Origin of the sequence: Psychrobacillus sp. FSL K6-1267, from assembly GCF_038003265.1 — a bacterium.
GTDB classification, from domain to species: Bacteria; Bacillota; Bacilli; order Bacillales_A; family Planococcaceae; genus Psychrobacillus; species Psychrobacillus faecigallinarum.
The window spans coordinates 3,099,628-3,114,070 of record NZ_JBBOOR010000001.1 but is presented as its reverse complement, the minus strand read 5'-3'; the positions used below and the strand labels follow the sequence as shown (position 1 = coordinate 3,114,070).

Here is a 14,443-nt window from a genome sequence, read left to right as displayed (position 1 = left end):
CCACGATGAAAATAGAAAAGCTTACAGACACCATTTCTTTACAGCGGTCTATGGAACAGGCAAATATCGATCACGTGACAACTGTACATGAGGTGATTTCCGATGTAAAAGAAAACGGAGATCAAGCGTTATTCGCTTATACAGAAAAATGGGATGGGGTAAGGCTTTCAAATTTGAAAGTGTCCGATGAGGAGATGGAAGAGGCATTCCTCAGCTTTGAACCTCAGTTAGTAGAAGATTTAAAGGAAGCGGCAGATAACATTCGGCTGTTTCATGAGAAGCAAATCAGACAAAATATTGACCTTGCTTTAGAAAAAAACTCGTATATTCAATATAGAATTTCCCCACTAGATGCTGTTGGGTTATACGTTCCTGGAGGAACAGCAGCGTATCCATCCTCTGTTCTCATGAACGCCATTCCAGCACTAGTCGCAGGAGTAAATCGAGTAGTCATCGTATCTCCACCCTCTAAGGACGGGAAGCTACCTGCTTCGGTTTTAGTTGCAGCTAAAATCGCAGGTATTACCGAAATCTACAAGGTAGGAGGAGCCCAGGCGGTTGCAGCACTTGCATATGGAACGGAATCCATTAAGCCTGTCGATAAAATCACAGGACCTGGTAACAGCTATGTGGCACTTGCGAAAAGAGAAGTGTTTGGCAAGGTAGCTATTGATATGATTGCAGGACCTAGTGAGATTGCTATTATCGCTGATGATACAGCCTTTGCCGATGAGGTAGCTGCCGATTTACTAGCACAGGCGGAGCATGATCCATTTGCAAGCTCTGTTTTAATAACCACTAGTGAGCGATTAGCACAAAAGGTGTCAGATGAAGTGGAAAGACAGCTACAACTGCTGCCACGTGAAGAAATTGCTCGAGCATCTATTGAAAACTATGGACGCATCTATTTGGCTGAATCGCTACAACAGGCGGTTAAAGCAACAAATGAATTAGCTCCTGAGCATTTAGAGATTATCACAGAAAATGCAAAAGAGCTAAGCGAGCAAATCAGGCATGCTGGGGCTATTTTCATTGGTCGATATAGCAGTGAGCCAGTAGGTGATTATTTTGCAGGAACGAACCACGTACTGCCGACTAATAGTACTGCCCGTTTTTCAAGCGGGTTGAATATAGATGACTTTGTTAAAAAAACAAGCGTAGTTTATTATTCGAAGGAAATGTGGCAGGAGCAATATCCTAAAATCGCTCGCTTGGCTAGACTAGAGCAATTAGAGGGCCATGCACGCTCTGTTGAATCAAGAAGCTGGGAAAAGGGGTTATTAAATGATTAAACAAAGAAACGCTCAAATAGAAAGAATGACAAATGAGACAAAGGTGTATGTAGATATTAACCTAGATGGTGAGGGGAAGGCTGAAATCGAGACAGGTGTTCCTTTTATGGACCATATGCTAGACCTGTTCACTAAACATGGATTGTTTAACGCTAAGATAAAAGCAAATGGTGACACGCATATTGACGATCACCATACGACAGAGGACATAGGCATTGTTCTCGGCCAAGCAGTAAAAGAGGCATTAGGAGATAAAAAGAGCATCAAACGCTACGGTAATGCATTTGTTCCAATGGATGATGCTTTAGCTCAGGTTGTTATCGATATTTCGAACAGACCTCATTTAGAATTCAGAGCACAATTTCCGACACAAAAGGTTGGTACGTTTGATACAGAGTTAGTCCATGAGTTTTTATGGAAGTTTGCACTAGAAGCACGTATGAATGTCCATGTAATTGTTCATTACGGGGCAAATACTCACCACATGATTGAAGCAATCTTTAAGGCGCTGGCTCGTGCCATTGACGAAGCTATTACAATAGATGATCGAGTGAAGGGTGTACCTTCCACAAAAGGTCTACTCACATAAAGGAGGTATATCATGAGTTCGATACAAGTGTATCCTGCAATAGATATGAAGGGTGGTAAATGTGTACGCCTTTATCAAGGGGATTATGACCAAGAAACGATTTATGGAGATTCTCCATTTGAGATGGCAAAAAAGTTCGCAAATGAAGGAGCTACATGGATTCATCTTGTTGATTTAGACGGAGCAAAGGATGGAGAAAAGATTCATGCAAATGAGGTCATTCGAATTGCCAATGAGCTTCCAGTTAAAGTTCAAATAGGTGGTGGGATACGCTCGAAGGAGGATGTTAGCTACTATTTGGATAACGGTGTAAGCCGTGTCATTATTGGAAGTCTTGCTATTTCACAGCCTGAGCTTGTTGCCGAACTGATCGAGGAGTATGGTGGAGACAGAATTGTCATTGGCTTAGATGCAAAAGATGGTATGGTAGCAACTCATGGTTGGCTAGAAACCTCTGGTAAATCTGCAGTTGAAGTAGGCCAATACTTTGCCTCCAAGGGAGCAAAACATGTCATTTTCACGGATATTACGACAGATGGAACACTACAGGGCCCAAATTTAAAAGCCAATAAAGAACTTGCCGAGGCTACAGGTTTGTCCATTATTGTTTCAGGTGGCATCAGCTCCTTAGAGGACATTGGAGCAGTTGCCGAGTTGGCTAAAATTTCTAGCGTAAGTGGAGTAATAACAGGAAAAGCGTTATACAATAACCGTTTTACACTATCAGATGCGTTACAAAAAATAAATTAACAAGCAATCCTTGAAGGGGAGTTTTTAACATGGCTACATTAACATTTGACGATAAAGGACTAATCCCAGTAATTGTACAGCACGCCGTTACAAGAGAGGTTTTAACGCTTGCGTATATGAATGAGGAGGCTTATGAAAAAACGGTTGAGACGAAGGAAGCATGGTTCTTTAGCCGAAGCAGACAAGAGCTTTGGCACAAGGGAGAAACGTCTGGAAATACCCAACATGTCGTATCGATTCAAACAGACTGTGACTCAGATGCACTCGTACTAGAAGTGCTGCCTAGTGGACCGGCTTGCCATACGGGAGAAGAGACATGCTTTCATAAGAGCTTAGAAAAATTCGAAGAAGCATCTGGCTATAATGTACTTACTAACTTGATAAAAACTATTGAAGAACGTCAACAAACGATGCCAGAGGGAGCCTATACAACTTACCTGTTTGAAAAAGGTGTAGACAAAATATGCAAGAAGGTCGGAGAGGAAGCATCAGAAGTAATTATAGCCTCTAAAAATAACGATGCAGAGGAGCTGAAATGGGAGGCCGCAGACCTCATCTATCACTTGCTTGTTTTATTGCAAAACCAAAATGTAAGCTATTATGATTTATTACAAGTATTGCAAAAAAGACATGAAACGAAATCACATAAAAAATAATACTTTATGATATACTGAGATTATACTGATAAGGGACGTTGTGATAACGTTCCTTATTATTTTTCGGAGGATTATCTTGAATAATAAAAGAAAAAAGAAAATAGACAAAGAAAATATAATTTCATTCTTGCCGACTGGCGAATATTACTATAAAAAAGCATTAGATGAACTTCAAAAGGATGAGTATCAAAAAGCTCATAAGTATTTAAAAAGAGCATCTGATTTAAGCCCGGATGACCCAATGATTTTACTCCAATACGCCATTTTGCAAATGGAATTTGATAAATATGATTATGCTCATGAATTATTAAGAAGTGCCCATGCGCTTGACCCAAACGAAGGGGATATTATATTCTTCTTAGCTGAGGTAAATGCTCATTTAGGAAACTTCATAGAGGCAAATCGCTTTGCCAAAATGTATTTAGAAAAAGAAATAAGCGGAGAATATATGGAGGAAGCGATGGAAATCGTCGACTTTACCGAGCAGGAGGATATCGTATCTCTACAGCTGGATACTCCATCAAGTGAAGCCTTGTTTTTACAGGAAAAGGCGAGACGTTTAATGGAGCAAGGAAAGTTTGAGGAAGCCGTGGAGCTACTTGAATCTATAATTGCTGATCATCCTGATTTCTGGGCTGCCTTTAATAATCTGGCCCTTGCCTATTTTTATATAGGGGAAGAGGAGCAATCGAAGGCTTTACTGCATCAAGTTCTAAGAGAAAACCCAGGGAACATCCATGCGCTATGTAATCTTGCGGTAATTCATTATTATGAAAAAAATACCGAGGAACTAGATGAAATCATCGAATTCCTGTCCAAGATTAATCCATATTTTATCGAGCACCGATACAAATTAGGTGCTACCTTTGCGTTGATTGGTAAATATGAACAAGCCTTCAAATGGCTGAGAAGCTTACAGAGAAAAGGTTTTGAAGCAGATCCTGGATTTTACTTTTGGCTCTCGCACTCTGCATACTTTGCAGGGCATGAGGAAGTTGCCCGCAATGCTTGGAAGGCACTTTTAAAACTTGACCCTGAAAAAGCAGGCTTCGAGCCTTGGCTACCGCAAATGAAGGATTTAGTGGAGCCAGATAGTGATGAACAAAAGAATTTGATATTGGAAAAGCTACAGGATAAACATATTAGTGAACGTATATTTGGATTCTATCTTTTAGGGAAATCCAGACATCGCCAGGAAATTATTGCCCATCCTAAATGGATTGTAGTGGATGAGCTAACTACTATGGAAAAACTGTTTTTGGCCAATTCATTAGGCCATAAATTTGATGAAAAGTCTCCAGCAGAGAAAGCTTTTTTAAGAGCAATTTCTGCCTCTGACTTACTTTATGACGCTCATAAACCATTAGAACAGTCAGATACCTTCCTGTTCCAAATGTGGTTTGTTTTAGTAGAAAGAGCATTAGAACGTGCTTACGCATTTAAAAATCCACGTGCTTTAGCAGCCGCTACGGAGTATATGTTTGCTTCGTCTCGTATGAAAAACGTGACGAAAAAACAATTTGCCGAGCAATATGGGATTACAACTGCAACACTCACGAAATACGTCAACGAACTCATCCAATTTTTACCTTTTTCTGACTCCTAAGCATATTAGTTGATGAAGGATATAAAATTAGTTAGATTGTTGGTATGTAGTAAGTAGGAGGAATTTAGATGACAACTGAAAAAATATATGACGTAATAATTATAGGTGCCGGTCCAGCAGGCATGACAGCTGCTGTTTACACTTCACGAGCAAACCTTTCCACTTTAATGATTGAGCGTGGAATTCCTGGCGGCCAAATGGCCAACACAGAAGAGGTAGAGAACTACCCAGGGTTTGAAACAATTTTAGGACCTGAGCTTTCCACTAAAATGTTCGACCATGCAAAAAAATTCGGTGCAGAATATGCTTACGGTGACGTGTCCGAGGTAATCGATAATGGAGACTATAAAACAGTTAAAGTAAGCGGAAAAGAATATAACGCGTTAGCAGTCATCATCTCTTCAGGTGCCGAATACAAAAAAATGGGTATTCCCGGTGAGACAGAGCTTGGTGGTCGTGGCGTCAGCTATTGTGCAGTATGTGATGGTGCATTCTTTAAAGGTAAAAACCTTGTAGTGGTTGGAGGAGGAGATTCTGCTGTAGAAGAAGGAGCCTTCCTAACTAAATTTGCTAACAAAGTAACGATTGTTCACCGCAGAGATAAGCTTCGTGCTCAAAAAATCCTGCAAGATCGTGCCTTTGCAAATGAAAAAATTGATTTCATCTGGAATACAACATTAAAAGAGATTCATGGAACAGATGGTAAGGTTTCTAGTGTTACTCTAGTCTCTACAGCGGATGGTTCAGAAAAATCATTTGATACAGACGGCGTCTTCGTATATGTAGGAATGCTTCCATTAACTAAACCATTTACTAATCTTGGTATTTTAAACGAAAATGGTTATATCGTGACAAACGAAAAAATGGAAACAACTGTACCTGGAATCTTTGGCGCTGGTGATGTTCGAGACAAAATGCTTCGCCAAATCGTTACAGCAACAGGTGACGGAAGTGTTGCTGCATTATCAGCTCAGCACTATATCGAGCACTTAAAAGATAAAAATACAACAAATGTGTAATTTAATTTTATCTTAATTTAACTGTAACTGTACTGAAATATTAAAGGTGTATATTAAAGTATATAAATTGACCCCCTTTTTATATATGCAAGATTTTGAACAGGCTGTTTTGCGATTTAAGTCGTGAAGCAGTCTCTTTTTGTGTAAGTTCATGTATAATAGAATGTAACTAAAGTGAAAGATGGAGTGACCATACGTGCAAAGAATCGCTAACTTACTTATATGTAAAGACAACAAAGTTCTTTTATTAAAGAAACCACGTAGAAATTGGTACGTAGCGCCAGGTGGCAAGATGGAGGAAGGAGAATCCATTCTAGTTTCTGCGGTACGTGAATTTACGGAAGAAACAAACACAGTGCCTATCAATCCTCATTTAAAAGGTATTTATACTATGGTGATTGAAGAAGACGGTAAGCGTATAGATGAATGGATGTTATTTACCTTTATCGGAACAGATATAGAAGGAACACCATATAAAGAAACTAAAGAAGGTGTGCTTGAATGGCACCCAGTTGAATCCTTACAACATCTTCCGATGGCTGAAGGAGACCGTACTAATCTGTTGTTCGCTGTAAAAGAAAAAGGTATGCAGTATGGTACCTTCGTTTATACTCCAGAATTTTCATTGATAAGTGAAACTATTCAGCAATCAGGGGAGGAAATATAAACAGTGGAAGCACAACCAAAGCAAGAAACAGAAGTCGTTATAATAACGGGTATGTCCGGAGCAGGAAAAACAGTAGCTATACAAAGCTTTGAGGATCTAGGATATTATTGCATCGATAATCTTCCACCCGAACTATTAAGTACATTTATAAAGCTAATGATTGAGTCAAACCAGCAACCTCGAAACATTGCCGCTGTAATGGATATGCGAGGCGGAGAAATGTTTCACTCATTGGTGGATTCAGTTAATCATCTTCAGGAAGCAACTTCTGTAACTCCGAAGGTCCTGTTTTTAGATGCACAGGATGAGGTACTTGTCAGAAGATATAAGGAAACTAGACGTTCCCACCCATTGGCTAATGCTGGATTGCCTTTAGAGGGCATCAAAAAAGAAAGAGAGCTTCTCTCTGATTTAAAAGGAAGAGCTCAATTCATTTATAATACTTCAAAGATGAAACCTCGAGAGCTACGTGAAAAAATTCAAGAGGAATTTTCTTCGAATGGAAGCAAGGTCTTTACGGTGAATGTCATGTCCTTCGGATTTAAGCACGGAATTCCCATTGATGCTGATTTGGTTTTTGATGTGCGTTTCCTCCCAAATCCTTATTACATAGAGGAGCTTCGTTTGAAATCAGGGTTAAATGAAGAAGTTTCTAGCTACGTTCTAAAATGGGCAGACACGAAGACTTTAATAGAGAAGCTGACTGATCTATTCAACTTTATGATACCGCAGTACAAAAGAGAAGGAAAAACGCAGCTTGTAATTGCCTTTGGTTGTACGGGCGGTCAACATCGTTCTGTTACACTGGCAGAATATTTTGGTAACCTTTTGAAGGCGGATGACGAAACTATAATTACGCATCGAGACGTTACAATTAGGAAGGAATGACTAAATGGGTCGTACAAAACACCGAAAAAAAATAGTCATTTTAGGTGGAGGTACTGGCTTATCAACCTTACTCCGAGGTCTAAAAAAGCTTCCGCTAGATATTACAGCTATCGTTACAGTAGCTGATGATGGAGGAAGCTCTGGTAGATTGAGAGATGATTATGATATTCCACCACCAGGTGATATTCGTAACGTTTTAGCAGCATTATCAGAGGTAGAACCGCTAGTAGAGGAAATGTTCCAGTTTCGATTTGCACATTCCAGTGAGCTAGAGGGACACTCCTTAGGAAATCTCATGATAACAGCATTAACCTCTATTACAGGGGATTTTGCTCATGCAATTACTGAAATGAGTAGAGTGCTTAATATACATGGCAAAGTATTGCCGGCTGCCAATCAGCTAGTGACATTACATGCTGAATTTGAGGATAAAACCATTATTACAGGGGAATCTAAAATACCGGACTATGGGAAAAAAATAGAAAAGGTATTTATTACTCCCGCTGATGTAAAGCCTTTACCAGAGGCTGTAAACCTTATTCGCCAAGCGGATATTATAGCTATTGGACCAGGTAGCCTTTATACTAGTATATTGCCTAATCTATTAGTAGAAGATATTCGAAAGGCTGTCATTCGTTCTAAGGCGAAGAAGGTGTATATTTGTAATCTCATGACGCAGGCTGGAGAAACAAATAACTATACTGCCTATGATCATGTAAAGGCGCTTATTGACCATGTAGGAGAAGACTTCCTAGATACTCTTCTTATAAGTAAGGAAGAGATTCCTGAAAACGTTCAATATTTATATAAGCAAGAGATGGCATCACCAGTTAAAATAGATTTAGATAAGCTAGAGACACTAGACATAGATATCGTGAAGAAAGACATTTCCGTCGTATATAATGGCGCAGTGCGACATGATGCAATCGAAGTAGCGAAATGGCTTTTCGAATATGCAGGACAATGAGAATCTAAGAAGATAGGTTCTGCAAGAAAGGGGGAAACGTTATATGTCGTTTGCTTCTGAAACTAAAAAAGAAATGACGCAGGAGGAATCAAAGCCCTGCTGTTCAAAAGCAGAGCTATCTGCGCTCATCCGAATGAACGGATCTCTGTCATTTAGCAATAAAATGCTAAGCCTGGATGTTCAAACAGAGAATGCGGCAATTGCCAGAAGACTGTATACTCTTATCAAATCAATGTATAAGTTAGATGTGGAATTGCTCGTCCGCAAAAAAATGAGATTAAAAAAGAATAATGTGTATATTTGTCGTGTCAGAGAAGGGGCAAAAAGCTTACTAGAGGATTTAATGATTTTGAAGGAAGGTTTTCAATTCGAATACTCCATCTCCCCAGAGCTTGTCAAAAAGAATTGCTGTAAACGAGCATACTTACGAGGTGCTTTTTTAGCAGGTGGCTCTGTAAACAATCCCGAAACTTCATCTTACCACTTAGAAGTATACTCATTATATAAAACACATAGCGACGCATTAGTCGATTTAATGAATTATTATGAATTAAATGCAAAAACAATTGAACGTAAAAAAGGTTTTGTGGCATATTTAAAGGAAGCAGAAAAAATATCTGACTTTTTAAGCATTGCTGGAGCTCATCGTGCCCTCTTGAAATTTGAGGATGTGCGAATCATCCGAGATATGCGCAACAGTGTCAATCGTTTAGTCAATTGTGAAACTGCCAATTTAAACAAAACCATCAGCGCAGCCATCCGACAAGTGGAGAACATCCGCTTTATCGATAACGCAATCGGCTTAGACCAATTGCCAGAGAAGCTGCGAGAAATAGCTCGTCTGCGAGTGGAGTATCAGGATGTTACACTAAAGGAACTAGGAGATATGGTGTCCACTGGAAACGTAAGTAAATCTGGTGTCAACCATCGTTTGCGCAAATTGGATGAAATAGCAGATGCATTAAGAAGAGGCGAATCAATTTAAAGAAATGGGGCTAAGGATTATGGCGGAACAACAGGTCGAGGTAAAATTACAATCAGGACTTCAAGCAAGACAAGCAGCATTATTTGTACAAGAAGCTAATCGTTATATTGCAGATGTGTTTTTAGAAAAAGACGATAAAAAAGTAAACGCTAAAAGTATCATGGGTATCATGAGCTTAGCGATAAGCAAGGGTGCTACCATCACTTTAAGTGCTGAGGGTTCTGACGAAGCAGAAGCAGTAGAATCACTAGCTAAATTCATTTCTAAAGCAGAATAATTAATCGTAAGGCTGTTGTATGATCCGGTATGGATTGTATGGCAGCTTTTTAATCTTAATCGTATGTATCTCCTTGAAAAGTATAACTAATAGTTGGTAGATTTCCGCTCTAGGCGGACGCTTTCCGTCGGGTGAGCGATAAGCCATCACCCGTCGCTTACGCGCGCGGTTGTGATGTCTTATCTGCCTCACTGATCCCACTGGAGTCGCCGCCTGCCGCTTCAATCACAGGTTGTGTAGGAATAGAAAGTCATGTGAAAAAACTTACTCAACTATTTAAACAGTTACTTGAAAAGAATGAAGGAGAGAGGAGAGATTTTCGCTATAGGCGGACGCGTTCCGTGGGGTGAGTGATAAGCCATCACCCGTCGCTTACGCGCGCGGTTGTGATGTCTTATCTGCCTCACTGATCCCACTGGAGTCGTCGCCTGCCGCTGCAATCATATGTTGTGTAGGAAAGAGATAGTCGCAAATTCAATTTTCTTGAAAAGTATGAACGATAGTATGTAGATTTCCGCTTTAGGCGGTCGCTTTCCACGGGGGGTGCGATAAGCCATCACCGCCGCATTCGCGTCGTTTGTGATGGCTTATCTGTCACCCTCTTCCCGTAGGAGTCGCCGCCTGCCGCTTCAATCATAGGTTGTGTAGGAAAGAGAAAGTCGTATGGGGAAAAATAAGTTATCTAATTTCCGTCATGCTACACTATTCAATTTTAAGAGAAAACAATGTAAACTCTTTTATGAAGTGATTATAATTTCATTTAAAACTTTTAGGCAATAGTCAGGGTTAAAAAAATAGATTGCTTTATATATAGAAAAACGTGTTCATATAAATGAACACGCTCATATTAGGAAGAAATGTCGTTGTTAATGATCTTATCTACGTATTTTTTTGCAGGAACTAGCCCTAAATTTGTTTCATTTCGAACGAATTTGACCATTTCCACTAGGCTACTGCCGTTATTATTCATCTCTAGAATTTGTTTTTCTAAATCCTCGTCACCGGTAAAATGAAGGTCCTGCTGTTCTTCTAATTTTCTAATTTTGCTTTGTAGGCTGAAGGTATAGATGACTAAAAATAGAATGATAAATAAAGAAGTTATTTGATATAGAATAGTTACACAACCTTTCATTACTAAGTTACAAAAAAATCCAAGCGAACAGGAGCTCGCTTGGATTTCATGGCATTATTAGTCTTTTTTCATTTCGCTGCGTGCGATGATATGATCGATTAGACCGTATTCTTTTGCACGTTCTGCTGTCATGAAGTTATCGCGGTCTGTGTCTCTTGAAACTACTTCAAGTGGCTGACCAGTGCGCTCAGACATAATGTGGTTTAATTTATCGCGTAAGAACAAGATGCGTTTTGCAGCGATCTCGATTTCTGTTGCTTGCCCTTGAGCTCCACCAAGTGGTTGGTGAATCATTACCTCTGCGTTTGGAAGTGCATAGCGCTTGCCTTTTGTTCCAGCAGTAAGTAAGAAAGCACCCATTGATGCTGCCATACCGATACAAATAGTTTGTACGTCTGGTTTGATGAATTGCATTGTATCGTAGATAGCCATACCAGCAGTGATACTTCCGCCTGGGCTATTGATGTAGATGGAGATATCCTTTTCTGGATCTTCCGCTTCTAGGAATAAAAGCTGAGCAACGATAGAGTTTGACACGTTGTCATCAATCGCACTACCAAGCATGATGATGCGGTCTTTTAACAATCTTGAATAGATGTCATAGGCACGCTCACCGCGATTTGTTTGTTCAATAACTGTAGGAATTAAATTCATCCTGGATTGCCTCCTTCAAAGGTGGTTATATTTTTTATTTTTATTTGTGTACTGAGAAATTCTACCTCAGTTGTAACTTTATCATACATGGAATGGTCAAGGAAGGTCAAATATTAAGCTTAGAAATGTTGACTTGAATTATTCCTATTCCATTTGTATAATAGAAAGGTCGCTTGCCCCTGTAGTTTAATGGATATGACGTAAGATTCCGGTTCTTGAGATGGGGGTTCGATTCCCTCCAGGGGCGTCCATAACATTTAGAAACACTCGAATTCTTCGAGTGTTTTTTTATTTACAAGATATGAAAGTATATGCTTTGTCGAGCTTTAGTGCCCTGCATTTTCCTTACTCATTTTTACTTCTCCTTTCATATGATTCAGCATATGCGCCACTACGAAAGTGTAGTATAGGATCATCTGTTAGCTCTATGCCTTCCGGTACAATCGTTGGATCAAAAACAATGTCTTCCTTAGGATGTATTTTATTTTTGATTTCCAAACGACCAATATTCACTTTTCTTCTTTCCTCTGGCCACATATCTGTAGCATCGTTTGGATTATCTCCATCCTCCGCTAAGCGGATAAAGAGGTCAAACTCGACTGACGCCTGGTTTAATCTGTTATCTAGTTCCTCGGTCAAATAATTAGCTGAAAGAGATTTACTTGTCAAAGCAGGGGCCTTTGTTTCTTTAACAGGAACCCATTCATATTTAATCGCCTGACGAACACCGTCTTTATTGACGAAATAGAAGGCATGTATAGGATAATAATGGAGCTCTGCGTAACTTATTGGCGGCTGTTTTGCCTGCTCTTTAATGATTTGTATTACGTTTTTGCTATGTGGATATTTTTTAGAGAGCAGCTCTACCATGGCAAGACCTCTATCAATAGTTTTGATTCCTGTTTTTTCATCAGTGAAAATTTCGATCATATCTATAAATTCTCTAGGGCTGCTAGTGACAAACATAGGCACAGTAGCACTCACTAAATTGGTGATACTGCCATCTGCTAGCTGAAATTGAACAGCCAGTCCTTTTGCCGGGGTAAGATAATCTATCGAAGCAGGGTTAGGCGGGCTATTGGAAAAACGGATGGTAGCGGAGACAGCTTCTCTATGAAGGTGAGGCGCTACAGTGTAAGGTACCGCATTGCCATTCGGATGAAATACCGCTTCATACATATCTCCCTTTGCATGGGCTCTTCTTGCTCCAGGAAATTTTCCTTGAATTTGTTCGAGTGCATCCACCGCTTCCTTTGGAGTTAAATCCTCTTTATGTAATTGTTCCATGTTTTTACCTCCTTTTTTATTGCAGTCTATTCATCATTACCACTCTTTTCCTATATTAAACCCACAAAACGGGAAGACATCTCTCTTTGAAAATTAATAAGATAGTTTTCGTATATAATGAATTAGTCTTGAATATTTGGAATAAAGTAAAAATAGAGGCTTTAAATAGATAAAAGGGTAAGAGTTAAATTTGAAGGGAGATAGGTGCTATTGAAAAGAACTATACACTTGCTAGTTAGTATAATATTTGTTTCTCTATTGTTTCCGTTAACGACAGGAGCTGCAACTAACATTCCTAATGTTCCTAGAGATTCCTATTTAGTAGATTTAGAAGGTTATCTAGCTGATGAAACTAATCTAGAAATAGAGCGATTAGGAAGCAGATTGAAACAAGGAACCACTGCTCAAATGGTTGTCATGATTATCGATAATATAGGTGATCAGTCAGCAGAACAATTCAACATGGAGGTCATACGTGAAAATAAAATAGGAAGTGTTAGAAAGAAAAATGGCATTGTTATTTTGATTGAGGCAAATCCTATCAATCAAGGAGGGCCGACAGTTGAAATAACAGTAGATCGCGATTTAGAGGAAGCGATATCGTACGAAAAAGTAGACCGTATAATTGATCAATATACTATGCCTTATTTGAATCAAGGCTTTATCGACGAGGCAGTTCTCTACACATACCAGGCTTTATACAATGAAGTAATAGGAGAATATGGTTTGAAAGAGGAAACTATACAGCCACAAGTTTATACAACTAGCAATACTAATCGGTTGTCTATTCCTACTGTTGTGGTAATTGCACTAGTAATCTTTCTCCTTTATAGGATGATAAATAGGAACAGGGGTCTCGAGCGCAAATAGTAATCTATACTGCATATTCAAGTTTTTATTATTCTGATAAAATATAAAAAGAGAGGGGATGTAGAAATGAAACTAGTAGAGATAAACGAGGATAACTGGCGTAAAATTGTCTTTCTATCAACTAACGAGGACGGCAAAGCAACTATAGTAGAAAAATTTGTAGCATCCAATGCATTATCCATCGTTCAATCAGTCTATGAAACTGGTTGGATTACAAGAGGGATAGAGGTTGAGGACAAGCTTATTGGCTTTACGATGTACGGGTTAGATGAAGAAACTTCAAACTACTGGCTATGCCGATTTATGATCGATCATCAGAGTCAAGGTAAAGGCTATGGCAGAAAAGCAATTGAGCTAATCTTGAACGAAATAAAGCAGCTTGATGGTTGTGAAAGCATCTATTTATCAACCGAGCCAGATAACGAAGCAGCCATCAAGCTATACGAAAGCCTCGGCTTCCAAAAAACAGGCAAGCTTAATGAGGGCGAAGCGGAGTTTATGCTAAAAGTCTAGGACAAGGGGAGAGCGAGGGCTCTTCTTTTTTTGTTGCGTGGATTGTCGAAAAACAACAGGCGATTGTAGTAAACTAGGCCGTGATTGTCGTAAAAAGTGAAGAGATTGTAGTAAAAGCGGAGAGAAGACTGATTGAGAAAATGGATTGTAGTAAAACACCAGGAGATTGTAGTAAACTAGGCCGTGATTGTCGTAAAACATCAGGCGATTGTAGTAATCTAGAGCAACATTGTCGTAAAACAGCTCCCGACAACAAAAAAACCAACAAAGAGTTGGTTTTCTCCTAATCTT

General features: G+C 39.3%; 17 protein-coding genes and 1 tRNA gene. 15 read left to right on the top strand and 3 right to left on the bottom strand.

The genetic code is table 11. The features are described from left to right. Positions 1 to 5 precede the first annotated feature (5 nt). The 11 genes from hisD (at position 6) to MHB55_RS15940 (ending at position 9,696) form a co-directional block, all read left to right on the top strand. Positions 6 to 1,292: a histidinol dehydrogenase gene (hisD, locus tag MHB55_RS15990; RefSeq protein WP_340863642.1), complete on the top strand. Its 1,287-nt coding sequence runs from the start codon at positions 6 to 8 to the stop codon at positions 1,290 to 1,292. Then, positions 1,285 to 1,881, top strand: coding sequence for an imidazoleglycerol-phosphate dehydratase HisB (gene hisB / locus MHB55_RS15985; RefSeq protein WP_151113122.1), 597 nt, complete (start codon positions 1,285 to 1,287; stop codon positions 1,879 to 1,881). The genes hisD and hisB overlap by 8 nt, the downstream gene beginning before the upstream one ends. 12 nt (positions 1,882 to 1,893) lie before the next feature. Beyond that, the gene (gene hisA, locus MHB55_RS15980; protein ID WP_340863641.1) at positions 1,894 to 2,631 is read left to right on the top strand and encodes a 1-(5-phosphoribosyl)-5-[(5-phosphoribosylamino)methylideneamino]imidazole-4-carboxamide isomerase; all 738 of its coding nucleotides are present in this window, start codon (positions 1,894 to 1,896) and stop codon (positions 2,629 to 2,631) included. A gap of 29 nt (positions 2,632 to 2,660) precedes the next feature. Beyond that, positions 2,661 to 3,287: a bifunctional phosphoribosyl-AMP cyclohydrolase/phosphoribosyl-ATP diphosphatase HisIE gene (gene hisIE / locus MHB55_RS15975; RefSeq protein WP_144538971.1), complete on the top strand. Its 627-nt coding sequence runs from the start codon at positions 2,661 to 2,663 to the stop codon at positions 3,285 to 3,287. Positions 3,288 to 3,363: 76 nt separating this feature from the next. Then, on the top strand, positions 3,364 to 4,893 hold the full coding sequence (locus MHB55_RS15970; RefSeq protein ID WP_229654023.1) for a tetratricopeptide repeat protein: 1,530 nt from the start codon (positions 3,364 to 3,366) through the stop codon (positions 4,891 to 4,893). Positions 4,894 to 4,961: 68 nt separating this feature from the next. Further along, complete coding sequence (gene trxB, locus MHB55_RS15965; RefSeq protein ID WP_340863640.1) at positions 4,962 to 5,912, top strand: thioredoxin-disulfide reductase; 951 nt, start codon at positions 4,962 to 4,964, stop codon at positions 5,910 to 5,912. 196 nt (positions 5,913 to 6,108) lie between these two features. Further along, positions 6,109 to 6,579 carry an NUDIX domain-containing protein gene (locus MHB55_RS15960; RefSeq protein ID WP_144538967.1) on the top strand — a complete coding sequence of 157 codons (471 nt, stop codon included), beginning with the start codon at positions 6,109 to 6,111 and terminating at the stop codon, positions 6,577 to 6,579. Positions 6,580 to 6,582: 3 nt separating this feature from the next. Then, positions 6,583 to 7,467 (top strand): RNase adapter RapZ, encoded by an 885-nt coding sequence (gene rapZ, locus MHB55_RS15955; RefSeq protein ID WP_144538965.1) that lies wholly within the window; start codon positions 6,583 to 6,585, stop codon positions 7,465 to 7,467. Between the two features lie 4 nt (positions 7,468 to 7,471). Further along, positions 7,472 to 8,434, top strand: coding sequence for a gluconeogenesis factor YvcK family protein (locus MHB55_RS15950; RefSeq protein ID WP_151113130.1), 963 nt, complete (start codon positions 7,472 to 7,474; stop codon positions 8,432 to 8,434). A 43-nt stretch (positions 8,435 to 8,477) separates the two neighbouring features. After that, a complete protein-coding gene (whiA, locus tag MHB55_RS15945; protein ID WP_144538961.1) occupies positions 8,478 to 9,419 on the top strand; it encodes a DNA-binding protein WhiA in 942 nt (313 codons plus the stop codon). Between the two features lie 19 nt (positions 9,420 to 9,438). After that, positions 9,439 to 9,696 carry an HPr family phosphocarrier protein gene (locus MHB55_RS15940; RefSeq protein ID WP_144538959.1) on the top strand — a complete coding sequence of 86 codons (258 nt, stop codon included), beginning with the start codon at positions 9,439 to 9,441 and terminating at the stop codon, positions 9,694 to 9,696. A gap of 847 nt (positions 9,697 to 10,543) precedes the next feature. On the opposite strand, the gene MHB55_RS15935 is transcribed toward MHB55_RS15940, so the two are convergent. Beyond that, positions 10,544 to 10,828 (bottom strand): hypothetical protein, encoded by a 285-nt coding sequence (locus tag MHB55_RS15935; protein ID WP_340863639.1) that lies wholly within the window; start codon positions 10,826 to 10,828, stop codon positions 10,544 to 10,546. Between the two features lie 57 nt (positions 10,829 to 10,885). Continuing rightward, positions 10,886 to 11,482, bottom strand: a complete 597-nt coding sequence (gene clpP, locus MHB55_RS15930) for an ATP-dependent Clp endopeptidase proteolytic subunit ClpP (RefSeq protein WP_144538955.1) — start codon at positions 11,480 to 11,482, stop codon at positions 10,886 to 10,888. 175 nt (positions 11,483 to 11,657) lie between these two features. Between clpP and MHB55_RS15925 the strand changes: the two genes are divergently transcribed. Continuing rightward, a tRNA-Arg gene (locus tag MHB55_RS15925) sits at positions 11,658 to 11,729 on the top strand. A 98-nt stretch (positions 11,730 to 11,827) separates the two neighbouring features. Here the strand turns inward: MHB55_RS15925 and MHB55_RS15920 are convergent. After that, on the bottom strand, positions 11,828 to 12,769 hold the full coding sequence (locus MHB55_RS15920) for a catalase (RefSeq protein WP_340863638.1): 942 nt from the start codon (positions 12,767 to 12,769) through the stop codon (positions 11,828 to 11,830). 210 nt (positions 12,770 to 12,979) lie between these two features. Here MHB55_RS15920 and MHB55_RS15915 point away from each other — a divergent pair, with 210 nt between their 5' ends. From MHB55_RS15915 to MHB55_RS15905, 3 genes are all read left to right on the top strand, one after another. Next, positions 12,980 to 13,639: a TPM domain-containing protein gene (locus tag MHB55_RS15915; RefSeq protein ID WP_340863637.1), complete on the top strand. Its 660-nt coding sequence runs from the start codon at positions 12,980 to 12,982 to the stop codon at positions 13,637 to 13,639. A 66-nt stretch (positions 13,640 to 13,705) separates the two neighbouring features. Further along, on the top strand, positions 13,706 to 14,152 hold the full coding sequence (locus tag MHB55_RS15910) for a GNAT family N-acetyltransferase (protein ID WP_191697643.1): 447 nt from the start codon (positions 13,706 to 13,708) through the stop codon (positions 14,150 to 14,152). An 80-nt stretch (positions 14,153 to 14,232) separates the two neighbouring features. Beyond that, on the top strand, positions 14,233 to 14,439 hold the full coding sequence (locus tag MHB55_RS15905; RefSeq protein ID WP_340863636.1) for a hypothetical protein: 207 nt from the start codon (positions 14,233 to 14,235) through the stop codon (positions 14,437 to 14,439). The last annotated feature ends 4 nt before the right edge of the window (positions 14,440 to 14,443 follow it).

Excerpts from the sequence above, each read along its gene's own strand:
- hisD (WP_340863642.1), top strand. The coding sequence starts at position 6 with ATGAAAATAGAAAAGCTTACAGACACCATTTCTTTACAGCGGTCTATG.
- hisB (WP_151113122.1), top strand. The coding sequence starts at position 1,285 with ATGATTAAACAAAGAAACGCTCAAATAGAAAGAATGACAAATGAGACA.
- hisA (WP_340863641.1), top strand. The coding sequence starts at position 1,894 with ATGAGTTCGATACAAGTGTATCCTGCAATAGATATGAAGGGTGGTAAA.
- hisIE (WP_144538971.1), top strand. The coding sequence starts at position 2,661 with ATGGCTACATTAACATTTGACGATAAAGGACTAATCCCAGTAATTGTA.
- trxB (WP_340863640.1), top strand. The coding sequence starts at position 4,962 with ATGACAACTGAAAAAATATATGACGTAATAATTATAGGTGCCGGTCCA.
- MHB55_RS15950 (WP_151113130.1), top strand. The coding sequence starts at position 7,472 with ATGGGTCGTACAAAACACCGAAAAAAAATAGTCATTTTAGGTGGAGGT.
- whiA (WP_144538961.1), top strand. The coding sequence starts at position 8,478 with ATGTCGTTTGCTTCTGAAACTAAAAAAGAAATGACGCAGGAGGAATCA.
- MHB55_RS15940 (WP_144538959.1), top strand. The coding sequence starts at position 9,439 with ATGGCGGAACAACAGGTCGAGGTAAAATTACAATCAGGACTTCAAGCA.
- MHB55_RS15935 (WP_340863639.1), bottom strand. The coding sequence starts at position 10,828 with ATGAAAGGTTGTGTAACTATTCTATATCAAATAACTTCTTTATTTATC.
- clpP (WP_144538955.1), bottom strand. The coding sequence starts at position 11,482 with ATGAATTTAATTCCTACAGTTATTGAACAAACAAATCGCGGTGAGCGT.
- MHB55_RS15920 (WP_340863638.1), bottom strand. The coding sequence starts at position 12,769 with ATGGAACAATTACATAAAGAGGATTTAACTCCAAAGGAAGCGGTGGAT.
- MHB55_RS15910 (WP_191697643.1), top strand. The coding sequence starts at position 13,706 with ATGAAACTAGTAGAGATAAACGAGGATAACTGGCGTAAAATTGTCTTT.